At 71.1% G+C, this 22,593-nt stretch carries 20 protein-coding genes; 10 read left to right on the forward strand and 10 right to left on the reverse strand.

From position 1 onward, the window contains the following. Positions 1-34 precede the first annotated feature (34 nt). On the reverse strand, positions 35-208 hold the full coding sequence (locus tag AB0K10_RS07710) for a hypothetical protein (RefSeq protein WP_363680981.1): 174 nt from the start codon (positions 206-208) through the stop codon (positions 35-37). Between the two features lie 64 nt (positions 209-272). On the opposite strand from AB0K10_RS07710, the gene AB0K10_RS07715 reads away from it, so the two are divergent. Further along, complete coding sequence (locus AB0K10_RS07715; protein WP_363680983.1) at positions 273-761, forward strand: NUDIX domain-containing protein; 489 nt, start codon at positions 273-275, stop codon at positions 759-761. A gap of 160 nt (positions 762-921) precedes the next feature. Here the strand turns inward: AB0K10_RS07715 and AB0K10_RS07720 are convergent, their stop codons facing one another. Beyond that, on the reverse strand, positions 922-2,820 hold the full coding sequence (locus AB0K10_RS07720; RefSeq protein WP_363680985.1) for a cell wall-binding repeat-containing protein: 1,899 nt from the start codon (positions 2,818-2,820) through the stop codon (positions 922-924). Between the two features lie 465 nt (positions 2,821-3,285). Between AB0K10_RS07720 and AB0K10_RS07725 the strand changes: the two genes are divergently transcribed. Continuing rightward, positions 3,286-5,070 carry a cell wall-binding repeat-containing protein gene (locus AB0K10_RS07725; protein ID WP_363680986.1) on the forward strand — a complete coding sequence of 595 codons (1,785 nt, stop codon included), beginning with the start codon at positions 3,286-3,288 and terminating at the stop codon, positions 5,068-5,070. A gap of 73 nt (positions 5,071-5,143) precedes the next feature. Here AB0K10_RS07725 and AB0K10_RS07730 read toward each other — a convergent pair whose 3' ends face one another. Beyond that, positions 5,144-7,102: a cell wall-binding repeat-containing protein gene (locus tag AB0K10_RS07730; protein ID WP_363680988.1), complete on the reverse strand. Its 1,959-nt coding sequence runs from the start codon at positions 7,100-7,102 to the stop codon at positions 5,144-5,146. Between the two features lie 351 nt (positions 7,103-7,453). Here AB0K10_RS07730 and AB0K10_RS07735 point away from each other — a divergent pair, with 351 nt between their 5' ends. Both AB0K10_RS07735 and AB0K10_RS07740 read left to right on the forward strand, forming a co-directional pair. Then, on the forward strand, positions 7,454-9,469 hold the full coding sequence (locus tag AB0K10_RS07735) for a cell wall-binding repeat-containing protein (RefSeq protein ID WP_363680990.1): 2,016 nt from the start codon (positions 7,454-7,456) through the stop codon (positions 9,467-9,469). A 328-nt stretch (positions 9,470-9,797) separates the two neighbouring features. After that, a complete protein-coding gene (locus tag AB0K10_RS07740) occupies positions 9,798-11,819 on the forward strand; it encodes a cell wall-binding repeat-containing protein (protein WP_363680992.1) in 2,022 nt (673 codons plus the stop codon). A 228-nt stretch (positions 11,820-12,047) separates the two neighbouring features. Here AB0K10_RS07740 and AB0K10_RS07745 read toward each other — a convergent pair whose 3' ends face one another. Together AB0K10_RS07745 and AB0K10_RS07750 are read right to left on the reverse strand one after the other, a co-directional pair. After that, positions 12,048-12,749 carry a dihydrofolate reductase family protein gene (locus AB0K10_RS07745; RefSeq protein WP_363680994.1) on the reverse strand — a complete coding sequence of 234 codons (702 nt, stop codon included), beginning with the start codon at positions 12,747-12,749 and terminating at the stop codon, positions 12,048-12,050. Positions 12,750-12,863: 114 nt separating this feature from the next. Then, positions 12,864-13,058: a hypothetical protein gene (locus AB0K10_RS07750; protein ID WP_363680996.1), complete on the reverse strand. Its 195-nt coding sequence runs from the start codon at positions 13,056-13,058 to the stop codon at positions 12,864-12,866. A gap of 126 nt (positions 13,059-13,184) precedes the next feature. On the opposite strand from AB0K10_RS07750, the gene AB0K10_RS07755 reads away from it, so the two are divergent. Beyond that, a complete protein-coding gene (locus tag AB0K10_RS07755) occupies positions 13,185-14,063 on the forward strand; it encodes an LLM class flavin-dependent oxidoreductase (RefSeq protein ID WP_363680998.1) in 879 nt (292 codons plus the stop codon). 41 nt (positions 14,064-14,104) lie between these two features. Here AB0K10_RS07755 and AB0K10_RS07760 read toward each other — a convergent pair whose 3' ends face one another. Genes AB0K10_RS07760 through AB0K10_RS07770 form a run of 3 tightly spaced genes read right to left on the reverse strand, consistent with a single transcriptional unit; the run spans position 14,105 to position 16,240 of the window. Then, positions 14,105-14,536: an ASCH domain-containing protein gene (locus AB0K10_RS07760; protein ID WP_363681000.1), complete on the reverse strand. Its 432-nt coding sequence runs from the start codon at positions 14,534-14,536 to the stop codon at positions 14,105-14,107. A 57-nt stretch (positions 14,537-14,593) separates the two neighbouring features. Then, complete coding sequence (locus tag AB0K10_RS07765; RefSeq protein ID WP_363681002.1) at positions 14,594-15,655, reverse strand: hypothetical protein; 1,062 nt, start codon at positions 15,653-15,655, stop codon at positions 14,594-14,596. A 33-nt stretch (positions 15,656-15,688) separates the two neighbouring features. Continuing rightward, a complete protein-coding gene (locus AB0K10_RS07770; protein WP_363681004.1) occupies positions 15,689-16,240 on the reverse strand; it encodes a phosphoribosyltransferase family protein in 552 nt (183 codons plus the stop codon). 186 nt (positions 16,241-16,426) lie between these two features. Between AB0K10_RS07770 and AB0K10_RS07775 the strand changes: the two genes are divergently transcribed. The 4 genes from AB0K10_RS07775 to AB0K10_RS07790 all read left to right on the forward strand — a co-directional run bounded on the left by AB0K10_RS07775 (position 16,427) and on the right by AB0K10_RS07790 (position 20,757). Beyond that, entirely contained in the window at positions 16,427-17,059 is a 633-nt protein-coding gene (locus tag AB0K10_RS07775; protein ID WP_363681006.1) for a septal ring lytic transglycosylase RlpA family protein, read from the forward strand. 101 nt (positions 17,060-17,160) lie between these two features. Continuing rightward, positions 17,161-18,288: a PP2C family protein-serine/threonine phosphatase gene (locus tag AB0K10_RS07780; protein ID WP_363681008.1), complete on the forward strand. Its 1,128-nt coding sequence runs from the start codon at positions 17,161-17,163 to the stop codon at positions 18,286-18,288. A gap of 128 nt (positions 18,289-18,416) precedes the next feature. Beyond that, the gene (locus tag AB0K10_RS07785; protein ID WP_363681010.1) at positions 18,417-20,273 is read left to right on the forward strand and encodes an acyl-CoA dehydrogenase; all 1,857 of its coding nucleotides are present in this window, start codon (positions 18,417-18,419) and stop codon (positions 20,271-20,273) included. Positions 20,274-20,487: 214 nt separating this feature from the next. After that, positions 20,488-20,757 carry a DUF6458 family protein gene (locus AB0K10_RS07790; RefSeq protein ID WP_007454197.1) on the forward strand — a complete coding sequence of 90 codons (270 nt, stop codon included), beginning with the start codon at positions 20,488-20,490 and terminating at the stop codon, positions 20,755-20,757. Positions 20,758-20,805: 48 nt separating this feature from the next. Here AB0K10_RS07790 and AB0K10_RS07795 read toward each other — a convergent pair whose 3' ends face one another. Continuing rightward, positions 20,806-21,345, reverse strand: a complete 540-nt coding sequence (locus AB0K10_RS07795) for a histidine phosphatase family protein (protein ID WP_363681012.1) — start codon at positions 21,343-21,345, stop codon at positions 20,806-20,808. A 113-nt stretch (positions 21,346-21,458) separates the two neighbouring features. Here AB0K10_RS07795 and AB0K10_RS07800 point away from each other — a divergent pair, with 113 nt between their 5' ends. Next, the gene (locus tag AB0K10_RS07800; RefSeq protein ID WP_363681014.1) at positions 21,459-21,746 is read left to right on the forward strand and encodes a DUF6458 family protein; all 288 of its coding nucleotides are present in this window, start codon (positions 21,459-21,461) and stop codon (positions 21,744-21,746) included. Positions 21,747-21,815: 69 nt separating this feature from the next. On the opposite strand, the gene AB0K10_RS07805 is transcribed toward AB0K10_RS07800, so the two are convergent. Further along, positions 21,816-22,493 carry a hemolysin III family protein gene (locus tag AB0K10_RS07805; protein ID WP_363681016.1) on the reverse strand — a complete coding sequence of 226 codons (678 nt, stop codon included), beginning with the start codon at positions 22,491-22,493 and terminating at the stop codon, positions 21,816-21,818. Between the last annotated feature and the right edge of the window lie 100 nt (positions 22,494-22,593).

A 22,593-nucleotide genomic window follows, 5' to 3' on the forward strand; every position in this document is an offset into this window, starting at 1 on the left:
GGTCTCGCCAGTTGACCGCGATAATAGATGTCTGTCAATTGACCGGATCGGCGGGCGTCTCCATCATGCGTCGCACCGGCTCGCCGCCGGAGACCGCCGTGACCTCCCGACCGCCCCCCTCGGCCAGGACGGGTTGGCGCTGCCAGCCGGACAGGTCGGCCGGATCGGCCGGTGCCTGGGCGCACAGCACGTAGTGCCGGGGCGCCATCGCCGTCGGGTAGCCGAACTCCTTGCGGCCCGCGCTGCGACCCGGATCTGGGATTGTGTGCGTTGTGCATGAGCTCGTGGAGCGGGTCGATGATCAGGACCGGGTCCTGGGAGTGGTGGACCGAGGCGAGGCTGTCCGTCGCGGCTGGCTGCACCGCATCGCGACGACCATTTGCCGGGATCAGCGGGGCCGGATTCTGGTGTATCGACGCGCTGAGGGCCTTTCCAGATTCCCCGGCTACTACGAGGTGAGCTTCGGCGGGGCCGTGGATGTCGGTGAGTCGTATCAGGCGGCCGCTGCTCGGGAGCTGGCCGAGGAGCTGGGTGTCGACGTGGCGGTGCGCTTCATGTTCAAGTTCCTGTGTCGAGGTGAGGTCGGCCCGTACTGGCTCGGCTTACATGAGGCCGTCATCACCGGCGACGTGGATCCTGATCCCCAGGAGGTGGCCTGGTTTGGCTGGATGACGAGGGGCGAGCTGCGGCAAGCCGTCCAACATCGGCGCTTCATCCCTGACGGGCAGGAAGCGTTCGGGCGTTATCTTGCCTCGCAGTGACATGTGGTCCGTGCTCATTGACAATTGTCGAACTCGCCGGTGGGTCACGTCGTCCCCGTGAACGCCAGCGCGCTGCCCTTCGCGCCGTCGGCCGGAGCCCGAGAGACAGGGAAGGGCCCGGCGAATTCGCCGGGCCCTTCCGATCGTTCGCGGGATGCCGCTACTTCAGGTAGGTCCCGTTGAGGGTCATCGAGCTGCCCATCGGGCCGCCGATCCACCTGCCGAGCTCGACCGCCTGCGGCTCGCTGACCACGCCCGCCGAGCCGAAGACGACGGCGGTGTCAACCGCGCCGCTGAGCAGGTCGGCGTACTCCTTCGCCTTCGGGTGCAGCGTGTCCTGGGTGCCGACGGTCAGCATGAGAGGGCCGTTCAGGGTCGCCATCAGGGCGCCGCCGGCGAGCGCGTCCGGCCAGTCCATCCCGGTGGCCAAGCCGACGGTGCCGCCCCTGCCGAAGAACTGCACGTTGACGGAGAGGGCGGTCTCGAACCGGTCCCGGCCGGCGAAGTTGATTGTCAGGTACGGGTCGACCGCAGCGGCTGCCTGCTTGCCGACCGCGATGAGCTGGCTGCCCCCGGCGGCCCGGGCATCGAGGTAGGCCTTGGTGTCCGATGACAGCTTCTCGTCGTTGGTCAGCACCACCACAGCGGAAGTGTCGGTGCCGGGCCGGTTGCGCGATCCGGCCGCGGCCCCGGCGGCCAGCGCGTCGGGGAAGTTCATGCCGGTCGCGACGAGGACCTCCTCCGGGGTCGGGTCGATGGCGTTGGCGATCGCGATCGAGGTGGCGAAGCGGTCGGCGCCGGCCAGCCGGACGACCCTGAAGCCGAGACGCTCGACGGCGGTGCGCACGGTGTTGGACAGCGCACCCTCGCTGCCGAGCAGGTAGACGGTGCCGCCGTCCGGGAGCACCCGGCGGATCTCGTCGGCGGTCTGCGGCTGGAGCGCGGTGGGCGGGGTCAGCAGCAGCGGCCCCTTCTTGGCCGCGGCGAGCGCGGAGCCGCCGAGCGCGTCGGCGTACGTGTCGGAACGCGACAGCACGACGGCGCCGGCCCGCGGTCGGACGTCGGCCGGGTCGTCGTACTTCCCCCAGTGCGACTGGGATGCGGCCACCGCGGTGCCGAACCGGTCCTGGCCGGCGACCCGCACCGTGCGGTCCAGGAGTTGCGGCTGGTACGCCGGCACGCCGCTGAGCCCGTCGAGGGGGTAGACCTTGTCCTGCATTCCCCCGATGGCGTAGACCCTCACCACGGACGAGCTGGCGGACCCCTCCACGCGCTGGTTGGCCATCACGAAGTCGCCGCCCGGCGCGAAGTGGGGATTGTCGTAGCTGGCGCCGTCCGGCGTGACGCGGTTCTCGAGCCCGCTGTGAAGGTCGATGTTCCAGAGGTGGCCGTCCCGGACGAACGCCACCTTGCGTCCGTCGGGCGAGATGGTCGGGTTGCTGGCGTTGGTCGCGATCTCCTCGAAGCGCTGGGAGGTGATCACCCCGATCTCCGGGACGCCTGCCGGCTTGCCGCTGCCGTCACTCTGCTGACGTTGGGCGACGACGGTACCGGCGTTGTCGCTGTCCGGGTTCGTGTAGTTCCGGCCGTCGTCGGGGCTGATGGCGTCGGTCTCGATGCCGTTCAGGTTTCGGGTGTGCTCCAGCCGCCAGGGACGGCCCAGCGGCTTGGCCGCCCAGACCAGCTCATCGGTGCGCCCGATCCACTGCGGGTCGCGGCGTTGGGTGTCGGTCTCGGGCCAGACCGCCGTGTGGACATCGTCCGGATCGTCGTAGCGCAGGGTGAGGATCGCGCCGTTCTGGTTGACGAAGGCGGCGCGGCTGCCGTCGGGAGACCAGGAGGCGTAGTTGATCTTTTCTCCGGCGGAGTTGGTCAGGACCCGACCGTCGGCGAAGGTGATGGAACTGCTGCCGTTGCTGGCCGTAGGCGCGAAGGGGTTGGCGCTGAGGCCGGTGGAGGCGGTGGCCGGAGTCGGGGTGACGGCGAACGCCACCGCAACGGTGGCGAGAACCGGTGCCATCGTCGCGGCGAGCGGCCGTCGGCGCTGGTGTCGAGGCAAGGGGATCCCCTCGGAGGAGGTAGATGGGACAGCCGGGCCCAGGCGGACGATCACATCTGCGGCGCGGCGGCAGTTGCACGATACGTCCTCAGGACCAGTCTCGACAGCCCGCCTGGGGCCTGCCGTCGGCTCGGTCGGAGGGTCCGTTCCCGCGAAGCCGAGCCGGGAGCGGTCCACATCGTGGAACCGATGCTGGTGACATGCCGGCCTGCCGGTGGGTAACCGGCGCACCGTCGATCATGGAGACCACGAAGTCGGTCGTCGACTATAGAGTCTCCCGTGCGTGCCGCCCTCGTCGGAAGCAACGAGGCACGGAGTGAGCGCGCTTCCCAGCAAGGAGTTCTCCACGTGCCTCGATCTTCGATTCGGGGTCCGGTCGCTGCGGCGTCGGCCCTCGCAATCACCACGACCGTTCTGCTGACCGGCGGCACACCTGCGACGGCCAGCCTCCCTGGCTCGGGCAGCGTGCTGACCAGCAGCAACGGCGGCACCGCCATCACGTTCCACGGGGATCCGTCGCGGACCTCGCTCAGCTCGCCGGACACCATCACGGACGCCGCCTGGTCCCCGGATGGCAGCCAGGCGGTCTACCTCGACCAGCAGGCGGGCATCAAACGCATCCGGTTCAACGACGGCGCGATCCGCTACACGGTCAGCTCGCCGCCGGATGACGGGGTTCGACGCGGCAGCCTGACCTGGTGGGCCGACGGTAGCGCTGTCGCGTGGTCGGAGAAGAACTCCGCCAGCTCGCCCTGGCGGGTGGCGACTGAGCGGGTCGGAGGGCTGCTCGGCAACAGTTGGCTCTCGCCCAGGGACGGGAAGCACTATCTGAATCCGGATGGCGGCCCCGGCCAGCTGGTGGCGTTCCAGCGTCAGGACGACAACGGTTCGGGTCTGCCGACCGGCCAGCCGGCTGTCATGCTGTACGACGGCGCCCAGGAGGGGTTCGAGCGCTGGAGACTCGTCGACGATAACGGGTCCAATCCGTCGATCTCGCCGGACGGTTCCCGAGTGGCCTTCGTTCGCGCCGGCCGGATCGTCGTGTCCGATCTCGCCGGTGACAACGAGGTGACCATCACCCCCACCGACGTCCAGTACGACAACCCCACCTGGTCGCCGAACGGCACCTCGTTGGCGTTCAGCAGGGTTACCTCGACGGGTGCGTGGCCGGTGTACACGGCCTTGGCGGACGGTACGGCCGTGCCGTCGGCGGTGCCGGGTCTGAACGGTGTGCCGGCTTACCAGCCGCAGCGCAAGGAGCGGGTCGCGCGGGTGTCCGGCGCGAGCCGGTTCGAGACGGCGGTGGCGGTGTCCCGGGCGCGGTGGGTCGATGGTGGGGCCTTCGCGGCGGTTCTGACGCGGTCGGACACCTACGCCGACGCGCTGAGTGGCACGGCACTGGCGGCGGCGAAGGGCGGCCCGCTGTTGTTGACGCCTTCGGCTCGGCTGGAGGCGACGACCAAGGCGGAGATGCAGCGGATCCTGGTGCCGGGACACAGCACGGTCTACCTGTTGGGCAGCACCGGGGCGCTGTCGACGGCGGTCGAAAACGAGGTCCGGGCCATGGGTTACGCCGTGCAGCGGCTCGCCGGCCCGGATCGCTTCGCGACGTCCGTGGAGATCGCGAAGGCGATCGATCCGAATCCGGGTCAGGTGCTGCTGGCCACGGGGATGAACTTCCCGGACGCTCTGGCCGCTGGCGCCGCAGCCGGTGCCACAAACGCGGACTTCGAGCGCTACGAGGCCGCCGTGGTGTTGCTCACCCGCGACGAGGTGATTCCTCCGGTGACGAAGGCGTTCCTCGACTCGCAGCCGAAGGACCAACGAATGCTGTACGGCATCGGGAAGCAGGGCGGGGCAGCGGCCTACGCGTACGACCCGGTCGGTCCGTACGTTCGTGGGGTCTGGGGCGAGAGCCGGTACGAGACGGCACACGACGTCGCCCTGGAGTTCTTCGAGGGCCAGCGGTACACGGGCTTCGCCACCGGTACCAACTGGCCGGATGCGTTGACCGGCGGCGCGCTGATGGGCGTGCTCGGTGGCCCGTTGATGCTCACCCCGGGCAACGACGCCACCCTCGCGACCCACGCGGCCTCGCTGCTCAAGGAGTCCAGCGGGTCGGTGCACACCGGGTTGGTCTTCGGCTCGTCCGCGGTGGTGAGCACGTCGCAGCAGACGCAGATCGGGGCCTGGCTCGGTGGGCCGCTCGGGGCGACGTCGTTGAGCAATCCCACCAACATCGGGCGCTAGTCCGCAGAGCGAGAACGACACAGCCCCTGCCCGGACGAACCCGTCCGAGCAGGGGCTGTGTCGTTCTTCGGTTCTACCGGCTGAGCCGCTTCTGTCCGGCCACCACCGCTGCCTTGATCTCGGCAGTCGACCGGCCAGGCCCCGTCGCCGCCGTACGCGCACCAGCGGGCGTGCCGGTCCGTACGGCTGGGGTGTTGTTCTCGGACAGGTAGCCTGCCGGGCCGCTCAGCAGCGCGCCCGCCGCGCTCTGCTGCTCTGCCCAGACCACCGGCTCACTGCCGAAGATGAGCCCCGTGTGCACCGAGCCGCTGAACTCGTCGAGCACCTCAGAGGCTTCCGGGCTGAGCTGGGTGCTGGTCCCCGGGGTGAGCATCAGCGGCCCGCCCAGCGAACCCATCAGCGCCCCACCGGCGAGCGCGTCCGGCCAGTCGCTGCCGGTGGCGATTCCGACGTGGTTCTCGCCGCCGAAGAAAGCCCAAGCGGTCAGCGCTGCTGTCTCGTACCGACTGTCACCAACCACCGGCACCGAGCCGTACGCCGCACTGGCCTGGGCGGCGTACAGGCCGATGCCGTACATCTCCGTGCCGGCCGGCAGCGCGTCGAGATAGGTCTTCGTGGCGGGCGCGAGCGTGGCGTTGTTGGTCAGCACCAGGACTGCCGTCTTTCCGTCCGCACGGACACCGCCGGTGGCGGCACCCGCGGCGAGCGCGTCCGGATAGTCCATGCCGGTTGCCGTGAGCACCACGTCGGGGGTGGTGTCGATGGCATTGGCGACGGCGATGGAGGTGCCGAACCGGTCGGCACCGGCCAGCCGGACCGTCTGGTAGCCGAGCGCCCTGATCTGGTCCTGCACGCTCTGGCTCAGCGCGCCGGTGCTGCCGAGCAGGTAGACGGTCCCCCCTGGTGGGAGGATCCGCTGGATCTCCGCCTTGGCATTGGGATCGAGCGAGGTGGGCGGGGTGAGTAGCAGCGGGCCCTGCTTGGCCACGGCCAGCGCCGCGCCGCCGAGCCCGTCCGCGAACACGTCCGAACGGGACAGGACAACCGACTTGGCCTCCGCCTGCTGGCCACCGATCGTCCCGACGCCCCGCCAGAGCGACTGGGAGATCTTCACGGCGGTGGTGTGCCGGTCGGTGCCGGAGAGCCGGACCACCCGGTCCCGCCGCAGCGGCTGGTACGCCGGCCGGCCGGCCTTTGCGGTCACGGTCGGGGTGTCGGCGGTGCTGCCGCTCGCCGTGACCTCGGCCACCGTGTCGCCCTGACTGAAGGCGATGACCTGGCCGCTCGGGGACCAGGTCGGGTTGTCGTGGTCGACCGGGTTGCTGGTGACCTGCACCAGGTCGCCGCCGGACAGGTTGCTGACCCAGATCTGCCGGTGGGTGCCGTCCGACCGGACGAAGGCGACCCGGGTGCCGTCCGGCGAGATCGACGGGTTGCTGGCGTCAGTGGTGATCTGTTGGAAGTTGCCGAAGTTGATGATGCCGATCTCCGGCGTTCCGGTCGGAGCGCCACCGCTGTCGGCTTGACGCTGAACGACCAGGCGGAAGCTGAGGTTGGTGTCCGGATTGAGGTAGTGCATGCCGTCGTCGGGAGTGACCCGGACCGGCTGGTACCCGAACGAGCTGACACTCTGCTCGATTCGCGACGGCTTGCCGGCCGTCTTCTCCGCCCAGATCACCCGGTCGCCGTTGCCTACCCACTGCACGTCGGTGCGTTGGGCGGTCGGGTCGGTGTCCGGGTCGAGGATGGGATAGACGTTCTCGCCGTCGTTCCACCTGACGGTGGCCACGTAGCCGTCGTCGGTGACGAAGACACCCCGGCTGCCGTCCGGGGACCAGGCGATCTGGTCGATCGGATAGGACGTCGTCAGGGAGACCGGGCCATGCACTGTGGTGCTGCCGTCGGCGATGGTCAGTCGGCCGCCGGTGCTCGGCAGCGCCGCGTGCGCCGGGCTCGCGACCGTGATCCCGGCCGCGCCGACGACGAGCACCACGGCCGCGACGGCCGGGCGACGGATGAGATGTTGAAGCAAGGAGACTCCCGAGTAGAGGGGGCGCGATCTCTCCGGTGGGGCGGCCGGACTCTCCCGGCTGCCCAGGGGCGCTCGGACGGACCCTACTGTGATCGCCGACGATGCGATGTACCGTCCGTGCTCCCTCGGGGACGACATCACGCGTTCGCCCAGGACGGCCCCGGATCGTCGTCGGCAGACCGGTCGGCCGATTGAGCCTCCTCTGTATGGTCAATTCACCCGACCGACTCTCCCTCAGGGCGACGGGGGAGCAAAGGATCTCTTAAGGTTCTCGCATCTGCGCCGCCCCGCCCCGGATCAGCCGGTGGACGGGTGGAAACCTACGGCGTTCTCTTTCAGCAGGGAGTTCCCTTGCCTTCATCCCTTCGCAGGTCCGCCGCGCTTGCTTCGGCCCTCGCAGTCGGCTCCACCGCGCTCATCGCGGGCGCGCCGGCCGCCAACGCCAGTCTGTCGGGCTCCGGCGAGGTCCTGACGATCAGCAACAAGAGCACGTCGATCAAGTTCATCGGTGACGCATCGCGCACCGTGCTCAACAACCCGTTCGGCGAGACGATGGCTAACGCCTCCTGGTCGCCGGACGGCAGCCGGGCTGCCTACATCGATCCGGACGGTGGCATCACGTCGATCCGCTTCGACGGCAAGGGCGACCTGTGGTACGTCGCTCCGCCCGAGGACGGGGTGACCCGTACCAGCCCCTCCTACCGGGGCGACGGCGGCAGCCTCGTCTGGGGTGAGAAGGCCGGTTCGAGCGGCAAGTGGGTCGTCCGGGTCGCGCCCAGCAGCTCCGGCGCCTACGGCGGCCAGCTCTCGCCAGCGGACGGCCAGCACTATCTCAACCCGGACGGCGGCCCCAATTCGACGGTCGTCTTCCAGCGGCAGGCCGACAACGGTTCCGGTCAGCCGACAGGCGCCCCCGCCGTGATCCTCTACGACTACAGCAGGCCCGAAGCCGAGCGGGTGACCCTGGTCGACGACAACGGGGCCAATCCGTCGATCTCCCCCCAGGGGGACCGGATCGCCTTCGTGCGCAACGGTCAGATCATCGTCTCAGACCTGACCGGCGAAGGTGAGGTGGCGGTGACCAGCAACGCCGCCGCGCACGACAACCCCACCTGGTCGCCGGACGGCAAGAAGATCGCCTTCAGCCAGGGCACCCAGGTCGCCACCGCCGCAGCCGACGGCACGACGGCGGCCAACCCGACGGTGGTCTCCACCACCGCTGGGGTCCCCGCCTACCAGCCGCGGCGCAAGGACCGCGCGGTCCGGCTCTCCGGTGCGTCCCGGTTCGGCACGGCTGCCGCCGTGTCCCAGTCGCACTGGAAGTCGGTGACCGACCAGAGCGACACGCGGGAGCAGGCCGGCGCGGTGGTGCTGTCCCGTTCGGACACCTTCGCGGACGCGCTCAGCGGCTCCGCGCTGGCGGCCGCCAAGCGGGGACCGTTGCTGCTGACCCCGTCGACCAGCCTGGAGGCGAGCACCAAGGCCGAACTCCAGCGGGTGCTGGCGCCGGGTGGCGTCGTCTACCTGCTGGGTAGCGCGGGCGCCCTCTCCACCTCGGTCGAGAACGAGGTCAAGGGGCTCGGCTACACCGTGCGTCGGCTGGCCGGCGCCGACCGCTTCGGCACCTCGGTGGAGATCTCCAAGGCCATCGACCCCACGCCGGACCTGGTGCTGCTCGCCACCGGCATGAACTTCCCCGACGCGCTCGCCGCGGGTGCGGCGGCCGGCTCGTTCGACGCTCCCGGCAGCGGCACCAGCGCCGTGGTGGTGCTCACCAACGACGCGGCGCTGCCGACCGCGACCAAGAGCTTCCTGGACTCGCTGTCGAACACCGACCGCGTCATCTTCGGGATCGGACGCGGCGCCGCCGCGGCCGCCGAGGCGTACGACCCGTCCGGGATTCCCCTCTTTGGTGCGGGGCGCTACGAGACCGCGCTCCTCACCAGCTACGTGTTCTTCGGTGGGTCGTCGCACATCGGCCTCGCCACGGGCACCAACTGGCCGGACGCCCTCGCCGGCGGTGCGCTGATGGGCCTGCTCAACGGCCCGTTGATGCTCACCCCGGGCACCAGCGGCACGCTGGGCGTCGAGGCGCAGTGGCTGCTGGACGAGAACAGCGCCTCGGTGCACACCGCGTTGATCTTCGGATCGACGGCGGTCGTGTCGTACAGCCAGCAGACCCAGGCTGGCACGTGGATCGGCGGCCCGCTCGGCTTCAGCCGGGTGGACAACCCGACCAACGTCCGCATCGCTGCGGGTGCCCGCTCCACGGCGGGGCTGCGCACCACCGGCGGTGCCGGCGTCCGTACGCCCGAGCAGGCGGTCGCTGCGGCGAAGGCTCTGACGGAGCGGAAGACCCGCCGCTAGGCGGTACACACCCGCCGGTCCGCCGGCGTTGCGCAATGGAGGAGCCCGGTCGTTTCGACCGGGCTCCTCCTGTCTCTGCGGCGATTGATGACTGACTGGACTGCCACCCGCACCACTGTCGAACGAGTCCGGAACGTTTGACCCGCTTTGCCGGACAACCCGGTCGGCGGTGGATCGCTAAGCTGTGACGGCCGCGTTGCCGCGCGCCCCGATCGGGCCCGCCCGCTCCGCCTTTCACATTGACGCGAGGCTTTCCCAGCGTCACGTCAACCCGGTCCTTCGCCCGTCTCCTCCGACGGGCGTACCGCACGAAACGGGGAGTTCCACTTTGTCATCCACGTCTCCACGCCGAGCGCTCGCGATCGCCTCGGCGCTCGCGATCGGCGCCACCGGCCTGGTGGTCGCCACGCCGGCGGCGCACGCCAGCCTGCCCGGCAGCGGCCAGGTCCTGACCATCAGCAACGGCAGCAGTTCGGTCCAGGTCATCAGCGGCACCACCCGATCCACGTTGAAGAACCCCGACGGCGAGGCGATGCGGGACGTGTCCTGGTCGCCGGACGGCAGTCGGCTGATCTACCACGCCCCCGACGGCAAGATCAAGTCTCTCCGGTACACCGGCGCGGACACGGTCCGGGAGGTCAACTACTTCGTTCCCAGCGACATCGAGCGGGCGGGCACGTCCTGGCTCGGCGACGGCAGCAGCGTGGTCTGGGCGGAGATGTGGAAAACCTCCACGTACTCGAGATGGACCATCCAGATCTCGGAGAGCACCTGGGGCGGCTGGGCCGAGACGATCTACGTCGGTGACTCCACCAAGCACTACCGGAACCCCGATGCCGGCCCCGGTCAGACGATCGTCTTCCAGCGGGAGGACGACAACGGCAGCGGTCAGCCGACCGGCCAGCCGGCCGTACTGCTCTACGACGGTGCCAAGCCGGAGCTCAACCGGGTCACCGTGGTGGACGAGCACGGCGCCAACCCGGCGCTGTCGCCGGACGGCCGCCGGGTCGCGTTCGTCCGAGATGGTCAGATCATCACCTCCGACCTCACCGGTGCCAACGAGGTGGTGATCACCAGTAACCCAGCGGCCCACGACAACCCGACCTGGTCCCCGGACGGCGGGACTATCGCCTTCAGTCAGGGCACGACGGTGGCGACCGCGCCGGCCGACGGCTCGCGGGCAAGTACGCCGACCGTCGTCTCCACCACCGGTGGGGTGCCGGCCTACCAGCCGCAAAAGAACGACCGGGTCGCCCGGCTCTCCGGCGCCAGCCGGTTCGACACCGCGGTCCAGGTCTCCCGGTCGCACTGGGCGACCGCCGCTGACCCGAACGACCGGCGGGAGAAGGCCGGAGCGGTGGTGCTGTCCCGGTCGGACACCTTCGCCGACGCGCTCGCCGGCTCGGGTCTGGCGGGGGCGAAGCGCGCGCCGCTGCTGATGACCCCACCGACCGGCCTCGAGGCGGGCACCCAGGCGGAGATCCAGCGGGTGCTGACCACCGGTGGCACGGTCTACCTGCTCGGCAGCCCCGGCGCGCTCTCCAGCGCCGTCGAGAACGAGGTCCGGGCCCTGGGCTTCCAGGTCAAGCGACTGGCCGGCACGGATCGGTTCGGCACCGCGGTCGCCATCGCGAAGGAGGCCGACGTCGACCCGGCCTTCGTGTTCGTGGCGTCCGGCATGGACTTCCCGGACGCACTCACCGCTGGTTCCGTCGCCGGTAGCGAGATGTTCCCGGGCACGACCTACGGCGTGGTGGTGTTGAGCAACGGATCCGCGCTGCCTCCGGCAACCGAGTCCTACCTGGACTCCCTGACCACTCCCTCGGTGTGGGGCGTCGGACGGGACGGTTCCGCGGCCGCTCTGTCGTTCGACCCGAACGCGTACGGTCTGTTCGAGGCCGACCGCTACGGCACCGCCGCCTACGTGGCGCAGATCTTCTTCGCCGGCCAGCAGTACGCCGGCATCGCGACCGGTGCGGACTGGCCGGACGGGCTCGCCGGCGGGGCGCTGATGGCTGCCCTGAACGGCCCGCTGCTGCTCACCCCCGGAACGGCGACCGATCTCGGTGTCGCGGCGCGCGATTCGCTCGACGAGACCAGCGGCGCGGTGAAGGAGGGTCTGGTGTTCGGTGCGGCCGCGGTGGTCACCAACCGCCAGGCGTCCCAGGTCGGGACGTGGATCGGCGGTCCGCTCGGCTCGGCCTCGGTCACCAATCCCACCGACGTGGGCGTCACGCTGAGGCGTGCTCCGACGGCCGCTGACGCCGCGGCGGCACGCGCCGCACAGGACGTGGAGCGGGCCGCGGTCGCCGAGGTGGTGCGCAACGCGCGGCAGGCCGCCAACCGGTAGGACCACGACCAGCGCGGCGCGGCGGGCCGCGCCGGCCCGGTAGGGCGTAGGGAAGGGCTCGGCCACGACGGCCGGGCCCTTCCTCGTACTGCGGGGACGGCGGCCGGGCCCGGCCCGCCGACGGACATCGGGCGGCTCGCCGGCGCGGGCGCCACGCTGCGCTCCTCCGGGCCGGCCGCCGACGACATCCGACGGAAGAGCGGTGGCGGCTGAGGCCCGAGGTCCGGTTCACTTCGTCGCCGTCGGGCCGCCGCCGCTGCCCCGGTCGTCGAGCACGAGCGGGGATCTACCGCTCACCGCGTACCGGATGTGGGTGACCTGCGGTGTGGGGATGACCCGGGTCGGCGTCAGCTCGATGGCCTCCTTGTCGCCCAGGTCAAGGTCCGCGTCGAGCAGCCGCAGGCCGGTGCCGAGCACGACCGGTACGACGTGCAGCTCCAACTCGTCGAGCAGGCCGGCCTTGAGCACCTGCCGCACCAGGCTGCCGCCTCCGGCCACGGCGACGTTCCGGCCGGCGGCAGCCGCGCGTGCCTGCTCGACGGCGCTGGCCACGCCGTCGGTGACGTAGGTGAAGCTGGTGCCGCCGCCGCGCAGGAGGGTTTCGCGGGGCCGGTGCGTGACGACGAAGACCGGCGCGCGGAACGGCGGCTCCTCGCCCCAGGGCACCTCGCCGCCGTCGGCCATCCGCCGGCCCATGACGTACGCGCCGGCGGCGCCGAACGTCTCGGCGATCACGTCGGAGTTGGTGTCCTGCTCGCCTCCGGCGAAGCCCTGTCGCTCGCGCCAGGCCCTGGCGTCGGTCACCCAGCGGGTGACCCGGAAGAACCCGGCGCTCTCGGCCGAGTCCATCCAGTCGCCGTCGCCGTCGAACAGCGGGCCGGCGTAGAACCCGTCCACCGACACGGACAGCTGTGCGGTCACCTTCGTCATGTTGCTTTTCCCTCTCCTCGGGCGGCACCAAGCGGGTGCCTGCTCGAAGGGAGGTCGGAGCCGATCGGGAGCCCCCTACCGCGACCCGCTGTGACGTGGGCCACACCGAGGGAGCTACGGTCTGCGGTCGACGATCGCCGCCTCGATCCGCAGACCGATGCCGGTCAGGATGAGAAAGGCGGCCAGGAGCTGCGGTTTCAGCCCACCACTGCCGGACGACATGGTGAGCAGCGTCGTCAGGAAGCCGGCAACCAGCGACACGGTGCCCAGGACTCGCACCGTGTCGGCCCGCCGTGACCGTGGGTCCACGACGGAACGGTAGCGAAGGCCCGGCGTCCGTGATGCCCCGCAGCGTCGGCGCACCCGCGCGGCTCGCCGGTGTATCGCCGTCGCGCTCCGAGTGCAGGTATATCGGGCGCGGCTAGGCTGGCGATCATGCGGATTGGCATCGTGATCCTGGCGGACCAGCGTTGGGCGGAGTCGCAGCGTCGCTGGCGGCAGGCCGACGAGTGGGGCTTCGACCACGCCTGGACGTACGACCACCTGGGCTGGCGGGACCTGGTAGACGGCCCGTGGTTCGACTCGATGGCCACGCTGACCGCCGCCGCGACTGTGACATCCCGGATCCGACTGGGGACGCTCGTGGCGTCGCCGAACTTTCGGCACCCGGCCGCGTTCGCCCGGCAGATCACCACGGTGGACGACGTCTCGGACGGCCGGCTGCTGCTGGGGCTGGGCGCGGGTGGCATCGGCTTCGACTCGGCGGTGTTGGGCGGTGAGACGTTGCCGCCACGGCAGCGGGTCGACCGATTCGCCGAGTTCACCGAGCTGCTGGACCTGATCCTGCGCGAGGATGGCACGACCTGGCGTGGTGAGTGGTTCGCCGCGGTGGACGCCCGCAACAACCCCGGCTGCGTGCAGCAGCCCCGGGTGCCGTTCGTGGTCGCCGCGAACGGCCCACGGTCGATGCGGCTGGTGGCCCGGTTCGGTCAGGGTTGGGTGACCACCGGCACCGAAGCCGACGACGTGGAGGGCTGGTGGGGCACTGTGGCGGCGCTGTCGGAGCGGATGGACCGGACGCTGGACGAGGCCGGCCGCGACCCGGCGACGCTGGACCGCTACCTGTCGATGGACGCGGCACCTGTGTTCTCGCTCAGCAGCGCGCAGTTCTTCGCCGACCAGGTGGGTAGGGCAGCCGAACTTGGCTTCACCGACGTGGTGACGCACTGGCCGCGCGCGAGCAGTTGGTACGCGGGCGACGAGGCCGTCCTGGCCGACGTCGCGACGCGACTGCTACCCGAGCTGCGGGCCTGAGCCACCGCGCCAAGCGGCGGCCGCGCGCGGGTGGCGAGGGCTCAGGTGCCGAGATCGCCGCTGGCCACGCCGCCCTCGCCGCCGGAGACCAGCCGCAGACGCAGGCAGACGATCGGGGTGTCGTCTTCGACGGGACTGCCGAGTCGCGCCCAGTAGGCCGAGTGTCCGGCCCGCCACTCCTCGATCGAGCGGTCGCCCTCGCCCTCGGCGCGGGCGAACTCCCAGGGCACGTCGCCGAAGCGGACCACCTCGACGCCGGTGATCTCCACGACGCCGGCCAGCGCGTCGTTGTCGTCGACAAGCGCGAGCCGTTCGCCGACCTGCTCCAACTCCTCGCCCTCTTCCGTGTACTCGGCGAGTCGACCGGCCGTCGCGGTCTTCACGCCGGCCAGCACCAGGGTGTTCAGGGTCGCCCGCAGCTCGCCGGGAGTGCCGAGGGCGAGCGTGCGCAGAGCACCGATCCGAGGCCACATCCTGCCGAGGCTAGGCCAGCGCGGCCGGCACCGCCGCCGTAATTCGGCCGGCGCAGCTCAGATCAGCTGCGCGGCGTAGCCCGCGGCGTCGAGCAGCCGCCGGTCACCGCTGGCGGCGTGCGCGTCGAGGACCGCGTCGGCGAGCTTGACCACGTGCGCGTCGCCGTGCCGGGCCGCGCGGGCGAAGACCTCCGCCGGGGTCCCGGCGGCCACCGACGGCGGCGCGATCCCGTCGGTCGGGGCGTACACCGAGGTCACGGCCGCCGTCGCGGCCCAGGCCGCGGCGAGGCTCGGCGCCCACAGCGCCCGGTCCAGTGCCGGGAGGGTACGCAGCACGGCGGTCGGCGCGGTGACCGCGTGCACCAGCATGATCGGCTCGGCGTGCCCGTAGCGCAGGTAGTCGAGGCCGGCGCGGTGCACCAGCGCGGCGAGCCCGTCCTCCGCCTCGGTCGGCGTCCGCGCGGGGCGCAGCGCCGCGAGCGCCGGTTCCCATCGGGGTACGCCCACCAGCCGGCCCAGCCGCTCCCGGATGCCCCCGGTCTGGTGGTCGATCCGGGGTAGTCCGGCCAGCGCGGCGGCCACGTCCGGTCCCGTGCTGTCCGGCTGGGCCTCGGGTGGGCCCGACGTGGCGGCGGTGAGTAGCCGGTCGGCGCCGGGCACCGGCTGCCAGCGGGCGGCCCAGTAGCCGAGGGCCTGGCCCAACTCGGTGAGCCGTTGCGGGCTCTCGTCGTGCAGGTGCAGGGCGTGTACGGCGTGTCCGACCCGGATCACCCCGTGCGTGGCGCCGGCGGCGATGCCGGGCATCAGTCGGGGCCACCACGTGCCGAGCACGTCCCGCCACGGCTGCTCGCGCAGGCGCCTGTCGAAGTACGCCAGCCAGTCCCCGGCCCGCTTCGCGTCGCCCAGCGCCGCCCGCCAGTCGTCGATCGGGCGCAGCCCGCGGGGCAGGTCGTCGAGCCGGCTGAGGTAGTCGTCCAGCCAGCGGTGCACTCGTTGCCCGTGCCCGTGTCGCGCCAGCGCCTCGACGGCCATCGGACCGTGGTTGGAGAGCCAGCCCTCGTATTCGGGGCCGGTTCGGTGCAGTCGGTCGTACGCCTCGTCGAGGATGCCGTCGCTCATGCGTCGATCGTCGAAGGTGAAGCGGGCTTCAGGTCAAGAGGGCAGATCCGTGCCGGAGATCAGGCCGGTGATCCGCAGGGCGGTGGCGGTCTCGGGCGGGCAGTCGACGGCCACCACCGAGGTGCCGAGCACCTGCGCGCCGCGCCTCGCGCAGATGTCGTAGAGGGCGTGCAGCTGCGCGCCGGTGCGTACCCAGTCGTCCACGACCAGAACGCGGTCGCCGGGGCCGAGGTGCCGGTCCCGGACGGCCAGGTCGACCTGCCGCCCCCGGTAGTCCGGTGGGCTCTGCGCCCAGGTGAGCGGGCCGGCCGGCAACCTGCCGTCGCCGGGCTTGTGTGCGGCCACGAAGCCGACCCCGAGGGCGGTGGCGGCCAGTGGCCCGAGCAGCAGGCCGGTGACCGCCGGGGCGAGCACCACTGTCGGGCGGGCGGCCCGGTACGGAGCCACCAGGGCCGGTCCCAGTTCGGCAAGCACGCTGGGGTCGCGCCACCAGCCGGAGATGTCGCTGACCAGGTGGCTGGCGTCGGGGCCGGGGTCGATCCAGCGGAACAGGGCGGCCAGGCGTTCGGTCAGCTCAGCGGGCATCGGTCCATCGTGCGGCACGGGTGCTCGGCGCGTCCGCACCCGGGCCGGTCGACCCACCCGGGCTCGGATGATCGGCTACACGTAGTATGTCAAATACGGGTATAACACCATGATCACGTTGACTTCGGAAGTGCTTCTCTCGTTACGGTCCGACCCGGTTTGTTCAATCGACGAAAGGACCGGCCGGTGGTAGGCAGGCACTCCCGTACCCGCATCTTCTCCTCTCCGGCGGGCATCGCGGCCACCGCGGCGGTCGGCGTCGCCCTCGCCGTCGGTGGCACCGTCGGCGCCGTCCAGCTGACCTCGGGCTCCGGGCAGTCGAGCCAGACGGCTCTCGATCTCACCCCGACCACCGCCCCCGCCAGCCTCGCCCCCAGCTCTCCGACCGCCTCCCCGAGCGCCAGCGCCTCGCCGAGCGCGACGGCCAGCCCATCCGCCAGTCGGTCGGCGCAGGCCGCCTCCCGGGGCAAGGTCCGCACCGCGGCGCCGAAGCCGCGCCCGACCGCGAAGAAGACCACGCCGGCGGCGAAAGTGCTGGAGAGCGGCTCGTGTGGCGCCTCCTTCTACTCCGACGGGCAGCTCACCGCCAACGGCGAGTCGTTCAACCCGGACGAGTTGACAGCCGCGCACAAGACGCTGCCGTTCAACACCAGGGTCCGGGTGACCAACCCGAGCAGTGGCAAGTCGGTAGTCGTGCGGATCAACGACCGTGGCCCGTTCATCGAGGGTCGCTGCCTGGACCTGTCCCGCGCCGCGTTCGCGACCATCGCCTCGACCGACGTGGGTGCGCTCACCGTCCGCTACGAGGTCCTCGGCTGAGCGCAGCCGGGAGCGCCGTTCCGGCCGCGCGCCTGGGCCGGCCGGACAGAACACCCTCGGACGACGGGCCAGGTTCATTCACCGGTTCACGTGGATCAGGCATGCTGTCCCTCGTACCCACGCGACTCCTCCAGTCGGGCCGTAGCCCGCTGAGCCCCGGATCCCGCGCCGGCCTCGGCGCGGCCCTCATCCTGCTCGCGATCGTCTCGGGGCTGGAGGCGGCCGACGGCCGTCGGGCGCACTACATCGCGCTTCTGGCGGCCGCCCCGCTCCTGGCCGCCGCCCTGGCGGCCTGGCGGGTGGTGCTGGGCGTCGGTGCCGTGGCGACCCTGATCGGGGTGGGCTTCGCCCTGGTCGAGCCGAAGATGATGCTGGTGACCTCGGTAAACGTGCTCGGTGTGGCGCTCGCGAGCGGGCTCGCGGTGGCGGTGGCCTCGATACGCCAGCGGCAGGCGGAGCAGATCACCGAGTTGACCAAGCTCGCCTCGGTGGCCCAGCAGGCGGTGCTGCGCCCGCTCGGGCCGCAGGTCGGCATGCTCTCGGTGGCCGGTCGCTACATCTCCTCCACCGCCACGGCCGAGATCGGCGGCGACCTCTACGAGGCGATCGACACCCCGTACGGCGTCCGCATGATCATCGGTGACGTCCGTGGCAAGGGTCTGGACGCGGTCCGCCTGGCCAGCATCGTCCTGGGCTCGTATCGGCACGTGGCCTACGAGCGGGCCGACCTGCGCGCCGTCGTCGCCGACCTGGACCGTGCGGTGGCCCGCAACGTCGGCGACGAGGACTTCGTGACCGCCGCGCTGGTGGAGGAGCGGGGCGGGACGCTCACGATCGTCAACTGCGGGCACCCGTCGCCGCTGCTGCTGCGCCGGGGCGCGGTGATCCCGCTGGAGCCGCCGGCGCCGGCGCCGCCGCTCGGATTCATGCCTGTGGTACGCCCCCGCGTGGAACGCCTGGAGCCCGGCGACCGCCTGCTGCTGTTCACCGACGGTCTCGGCGAGGCCCGGCGGGACGGCGAGTTCTTTCCCACCGCCGACCGGGCGTGGCGGCTGCTCGGGCACGGCACGGTCGCCGATGGGCTCGCCTCCCTGGAGACGGCCCTCGTCGAGTGGGTGCACGGGCACCTGGACGACGACATCGCCCTGGTCCTGATGGAGTACGTCGGCGCGCGCACGGGCGCGACATCGGCCGTCCCGAGCTGGGAGGTGGGCGCCGCCGAGAGCTGAGCTGGGGCGGCGGCGTGGAACTGTGTAATCGCCGTCACTTGGGTGATCGGCTTGTCGCTGCCTACCCGCGAGTAATACAGTCGGGGTTACTGATCGGTAACACCTGTCCGGAAGCGGGGCCAGCGAGCATGACCCACTACAAGAGCAACCTTCGGGACCTCGAGTTCAACCTGTTCGAGGTCTTCGGGGCGGACCGGGCGTTCGGCCAGGAGCCGTACTCGGAACTCGACACCGACACCGCCCGGAGCTTCCTCGCCGAGGTGGACCGTCTCGCCCGCGAGGACCTGGCCGCCAGCTACACGGACAGCGACCGCAACCCGCCCGTCTTCGACCCGGTCACGCACACGGCGCCGCTGCCGGAGTCGTTCAAGAAGTCGTACCAGGCGTTCATGGACTCCGAGTTCTGGCGGCTGGACCTGCCGCCCGCGCTGGGTGGCACCAACGCACCGCGCGCCCTCTGGTGGGCCCTCGCCGAGCTGGTGCTCGGCTCGAACGCGCCGGTCTGGATGTACGCCTCCGGCCCGTCCTTCGCGCACGTGCTGCACGTCGAGGGCACCGAGCGGCAGAAGGGCTGGGCCAAGCTCTTCATCGACAAGCAGTGGGGCTCCACCATGGTGCTCACCGAGCCGGACGCCGGCTCGGACGTCGGCGCCGGCCGCACCCGCGCCGTCCAGCAGCCGGACGGCACCTGGCACATCGAGGGCGTCAAGCGGTTCATCACCTCGGGCGAGCACGACCTGAGCGACAACATCGTCCACTACGTGCTGGCTCGCCCGGTGGGCGTGGAGGGCGTCGGCGGCCCCGGCACCAAGGGCCTGTCCCTCTTCGTGGTGCCCAAGTTCCACTTCGACGAGACCACCGGCGAGCTGGGCGAGCGCAACGGCGTCTACGCCACGAACGTCGAGCACAAGATGGGTCTGAAGGTCTCCAACACCTGCGAGGTGACCTTCGGCGAGCACGGCGTACCCGCCAAGGGCTGGCTGCTCGGCGACAAGCACGACGGCATCCGGCAGATGTTCATGATCATCGAGTACGCCCGGATGATGGTCGGCACCAAGGCGATCGCCACCCTCTCCACCGGCTACCTCAACGCCCTGGAGTACGCGAAGAACCGGGTGCAGGGCGCCGACCTGATCCAGCAGGCGGACAAGACCGCCCCGCGGGTCACCATCACCCACCACCCGGACGTGCGCCGCTCCCTGCTGCTGCAGAAGTCGTACGCCGAGGGCCTTCGTGCTCTGGTCCTCTACACCGCCACCTGGCAGGACCGGGTGGCCATCGCCGAGGCGGCCGGCGACGAGAAGGCCACCAAGCTGGCCAAGCGGGTCAACGACCTGCTCCTGCCGCTGGTCAAGGGCGTCGGCTCGGAGCGGGCGTACGAGCTGCTCGGGCACGAGGCCCTACAGACCTTCGGCGGCTCCGGCTTCCTCCAGGACTACCCGCTGGAGCAGTACGTCCGGGACGCCAAGATCGACACTCTGTACGAGGGCACCACTGCCATCCAGAGCCTGGACCTGATCTTCCGCAAGATCGTCCGGGACAACGGCAAGGCGCTGCTGGCGGTCTCCGGCGAGATCCAGGAGTTCATCTCCTCCGAGGCGGGCAACGGCCAGCTCAAGGAGGAGCGGGCGGCGCTCGGCAAGGCGCTCGCCGAGATCCAGAACATCCTCGGCGTGCTGACCGGCTGGCTGGGCGAGGCGCAGGGCGGCGACACCCGCGCGCTCTACAAGGTCGGCCTGAGCAGCCGGCGGTTCCTGCTGGCCATTGGTGACCTGGTCGTGGGTTGGCTGCTGCAGAAGCAGGCCGACGTCGCCCTCAAGGCCCTGGCCGGCGACGTCTCCGCCACCGACAAGGCGTTCTACACCGGCAAGGTGGCCGCCGCCCGATTCTTCGCCCGCGAGGTGCTGCCGCGCATCGGCGCCGACCGGCGGATCATCGAGGGCGCCGACCTCGACATCATGGACCTCCCGGAGGAGGCCTTCTGACCGTGCCACGGCACACCTGACGGTTCCGGGTCGCACCACCCGGTACCTACCTGCACCGGCGGCCGGCGGGCACCTGTCCCGCCGGCCGTCGCCGGCTCCGCACCCGGTCGCGGCATTGGGCGAGCCGGGTCGGGTAGGCAGGCGACGTGGCGGGTAACCGTCGCGTGACCTCGAAAGGGAACGCCCAGAGCCACCGCACGGGGGTGCAGCGCACATGGGTGTAGGAAGCGGCATCTTTCTCATCGCGCTCGGCGCGATCATGACCTTCGCGATCAGGGCCAACGTCTGGTGGATAGACCTGCGCGCGGTCGGCTGGGTGTTCATCCTGGCCGGACTGGCCGTGCTGCTGACCACCCTCTGGTTCTGGCAGGACCGCCGCAAGCGGGCCCGGACCCTCATCGTCGAGGAGAACCGGCTGTCTCATCCGACCGCGATGATGCCTCCGCCGCCGGACCCGCCGCCGCCGACCGCGCCACCCTCCTGATCGCCTGAGCAGGTACGCCTGAGCCACCCGTCGCGCCCGGCGGGTGGCTCAGCCGCGTGCCGTGTGCCGCTGTGCGACAGGTGCCCCGCCGCGGCCCCACTGGGTCCAGGTGGCCGCGCTACGGTGCACGGCCAGCTCGGCGGTCCGTAAACCCTCCTCGTCCGACGTCTCCGGGTCGAGAAGGGCCGACAGGAGCGAGACGCCCGGATTGTGGGCGATGAGCAGCACGACCCGAGCCGTCGGATCGGCGGTGCGGACCAGCGCCAGCAGCTCCTCGGGGTGGGCGTCGTACGCGCCGGGCTCATAGCGGACGGTCGGGCGGGGACCTGTCGGCCCACCCTCCGGCGGTGAACCGGCCATCCCCATCGCCGCCCCGTGCCAGGTCTGCCGGGTGCGCCGTGCGGTCGAGCAGATCACGACGTCGGGCAGCAGGTCGTGGTGGGCCAGCCAGGCGCCGGCCGCCGCCGCGTCGGCCTCTCCGCGAGCGCTGAGCGCGCGCCCGGCGTCGTCCGTGCCATCGTCGCCCTGCTCCGCCTTCGCGTGCCGGAGCAACACCAGTGTCCTCGTCTCGACGTGGCTGTCCGTCATGCCACCAGCTTGCCCGATTGGCGATCTCCCTGCCGGGGTAAGTCCAGGGATGCCGCACCCCCTACCAACGGCCGCGGCGGGCCGTACGCCAGGTTAGAGCCGAGGAGCGAGACATGGGCATTGGTGGCAGCATCTTCCTGATCGCGCTCGGCGCGATCTTCGCATTCGCCGTGGAGGCCGACCTGGGTTGGCTGGACCTGACCGTGGTCGGCTGGGTGTTGATGCTCGCCGGTGTCGCCGGCCTGCTCACCACCCTCTACTTCTGGAGCAGCCGCCGCCGTACGGTGGTCGCCGCCCCGGTCCGCGAGGAGCGCGTGGTAGCCGACCGGGTGGTGCCGGTCCAGGGCGACCAGGTCATGCAGGAGTACCGCGAGGTGCGTCGGCCGGGTCGCCCGGTCTGATCCCGCACGCGCACACTCCGGGGTCCCGCAGCGTGGCGGGGCCCCGGCTCGCGTGTGTGGGGGTGCGCCTCAGGCGAACAGCGCGAAGTAGATCGCGATGTGGTGGCACAGCGCCGCCAGCAGGGTGCACGCGTGGAAGAACTCGTGGTGGCCGAAGACTGTGGGCCACGGGTTGGGGCGGCGCAGCGCATAGAAGATGGCGCCGACGCTGTAGATGGCCCCACCGGTGATCAGCAGCACCAGCGCCGCGACACCTCCGCCGTGCAGAATCTGCGGCAGCATGGCCACCGCCACCCAGCCGAGCGCCAGGTAGAGCGGTGCCGAGACCCAGCGTGGCGCGTGCGGCCAGATCACCTTGAGCGCCACACCGGCCAGTGCGCCACCCCAGACCAGGGCCAGCATCACAGTGGCCTGCCGGGTCGAGAGCAACATGGCGCAGAGCGGGGTGTACGTGCCGGCGATGAACACGAAGATCATGCAGTGGTCCATCCGGCGCATCACCTGGTAGCCGCGTTCCGACCACACGCGACGGTGGTACAGGGCGCTGGTGCCGAACAGCCCGCAGACCGTCAGGCTGTAGATGGCGCAGCTCACCAGGGGTGCCCAACCCGGCCGGGTGGCGGCGATCGAGCAGAGCACGATGCCGCAGACCACGGCCACGAAGAAGGCGTACGTGTGCAGCCAGCCGCGCATCCGGGGCTTGCCGATGTCGACCGGCTTCAGGCGAAGCGGGGCGGAGGTGGTCACGGCATCAGGTTACGGCACCGTAGGTTACTTTCAAGTAGTCAGGCCGGTGACACCGCGCACCGTCACCGTGAACACCATGCGGGTGCGGGATCGGCGAGGA

This window comes from Micromonospora sp. NPDC049274 (assembly GCF_040678875.1).
GTDB lineage: Bacteria > Actinomycetota > Actinomycetes > Mycobacteriales > Micromonosporaceae > Micromonospora.

Bases quoted from the DNA above. Each gene is read 5' to 3' on its own strand.
- AB0K10_RS07770 (WP_363681004.1), bottom strand. From the start codon at position 16,240: ATGCCCGCTGAGCTGACCGAACGCCTGGCCGCCCTGTTCCGCTGGATC.
- AB0K10_RS07785 (WP_363681010.1), top strand. From the start codon at position 18,417: ATGACCCACTACAAGAGCAACCTTCGGGACCTCGAGTTCAACCTGTTC.
- AB0K10_RS07790 (WP_007454197.1), top strand. From the start codon at position 20,488: ATGGGTGTAGGAAGCGGCATCTTTCTCATCGCGCTCGGCGCGATCATG.
- AB0K10_RS07765 (WP_363681002.1), bottom strand. From the start codon at position 15,655: ATGAGCGACGGCATCCTCGACGAGGCGTACGACCGACTGCACCGAACC.
- AB0K10_RS07755 (WP_363680998.1), top strand. From the start codon at position 13,185: ATGCGGATTGGCATCGTGATCCTGGCGGACCAGCGTTGGGCGGAGTCG.
- AB0K10_RS07795 (WP_363681012.1), bottom strand. From the start codon at position 21,345: ATGACGGACAGCCACGTCGAGACGAGGACACTGGTGTTGCTCCGGCAC.
- AB0K10_RS07780 (WP_363681008.1), top strand. From the start codon at position 17,161: ATGCTGTCCCTCGTACCCACGCGACTCCTCCAGTCGGGCCGTAGCCCG.
- AB0K10_RS07745 (WP_363680994.1), bottom strand. From the start codon at position 12,749: ATGACGAAGGTGACCGCACAGCTGTCCGTGTCGGTGGACGGGTTCTAC.
- AB0K10_RS07760 (WP_363681000.1), bottom strand. From the start codon at position 14,536: ATGTGGCCTCGGATCGGTGCTCTGCGCACGCTCGCCCTCGGCACTCCC.
- AB0K10_RS07710 (WP_363680981.1), bottom strand. From the start codon at position 208: ATGGCGCCCCGGCACTACGTGCTGTGCGCCCAGGCACCGGCCGATCCG.
- AB0K10_RS07800 (WP_363681014.1), top strand. From the start codon at position 21,459: ATGGGCATTGGTGGCAGCATCTTCCTGATCGCGCTCGGCGCGATCTTC.